The organism is Synechococcus sp. H55.9, from assembly GCF_047462355.1.
Lineage (GTDB): Bacteria > Cyanobacteriota > Cyanobacteriia > Thermostichales > Thermostichaceae > Thermostichus.
The window spans coordinates 1-1,243 of record NZ_JANSJB010000190.1; the positions used below are offsets into that span (position 1 = coordinate 1).

The 1,243-nt window shown below is 49.3% G+C and carries 3 protein-coding genes; all 3 read right to left on the minus strand.

All coding sequences use genetic code 11. From position 1 onward, the window contains the following. Positions 1–202, minus strand: a 202-nt coding sequence (locus NW857_RS13025; RefSeq protein WP_414369213.1) for a helix-turn-helix domain-containing protein, incomplete at its 3' end; no start/stop codon positions are given. 33 nt (positions 203–235) lie between these two features. After that, positions 236–367, minus strand: a complete 132-nt coding sequence (locus NW857_RS13030; protein ID WP_414369215.1) for a glycosyltransferase family 2 protein — start codon at positions 365–367, stop codon at positions 236–238. Positions 368–430: 63 nt separating this feature from the next. Next, positions 431–1,243: 2OG-Fe(II) oxygenase (locus tag NW857_RS13035; protein ID WP_414369217.1), on the minus strand; the 813-nt coding region annotated here is incomplete at its 5' end.

Sequence of the window (1,243 nt, forward strand, 5' to 3'; positions counted from 1 at the left end):
GTCGATGTTGTTCCAAAATACCCACTCGCTTGGTGCCTACTTTCTTGGGGGTCAAATCCTGAGTTTGTTGGTACTGTTGCACCCAGCGGTGTACTGTTCTCTTGGTCACCATGAACCGTTCGGCTACCTGGCGGATGGAGGTCTTACCTGCCTGATAAGCTGCTACAACTCTTTGCCGTAGATCCAAAGAATGGGTTGGCATCTCTTTCTCTCCTTCCTCTTGAATACCTGTACCCTATTTTAAATTAACAGGCTGTACCTCGGAAAATCTAAGCGCCATCTGGGCAGCGGGATCCTCCGGATCATCAAAGAAGATATAGATGTGGGCGATCCCGATGGCAAGGTGGTAGCGAATGAAGAATTCCAAGCAAACTCCTGGATCCCGAACCGTGGTAACAATACAGACTCTGGCCATATTGAATTCGAGCCTTTAGGCAAGTTGCTTGGTTCCTAACCAAGTGTTGATGGTGAAGCGGCTATCGTCAAAGGCTTGACTGGGGCTAAACACTGGCAGGATTTCGTGTATGCAACTGCTAGGGAAGAAGACGATGCTGTTGTTAGTTGGAATCACCTCATCATAGGTTCCATGGAGAATTGGTGGGTGGGGCTTCTGCCTTTGGGTATCGTAAATACGCAGCTCACCTCCTCGGTAGGGCTTGGGCTCTTTGTGAAAGTAGTACACACAGCTTACCTGACGGAAGGCAGTTTGGGGATAAGAATTATCGGTATGGGGAGTAAAGTAGCAGCCATCATGGCTGGCAATCATCTCCATCTCAAAAATTTGGATGTCGAAGTTATCAATGCCTAACTCGAGAAAGATTGTGGGAGCCACCGCGGCGATTTTCTCCCTCAGCAGGGATCCATACTCTTGAAAGTAAGCGTAATCTAGGCGTAAGGAGCGGCGAAACTTGAGAGACTCAGCCTCAGTGTTGTTTTGGCTATAGCTTCTCGAAGGGATAAACTTATCTTGATGAGCAATGGCATGCTGCAAGATGGCTTGGTTGACTTCAGCCGGCAGGAAGTTACCCAGCTTGACGTACTTACAAGGATAGAAGCGGGCCGGCTCTGGCGGATCCGGCTGAGAAAAAGTGAGGGATATCGGATTGGCAGCCAGCAGCAAGCCTGGGCCTAGTTCTCGAATGTAAGCCAAATCTTGCTCGGTTAGGGCTCTGTGTTGGGGATCCCAGCTCAAGAGATGGATCCCTTGGCTGAGCTTGGGAAAAGCTTTTTGCAGATGAAAAGC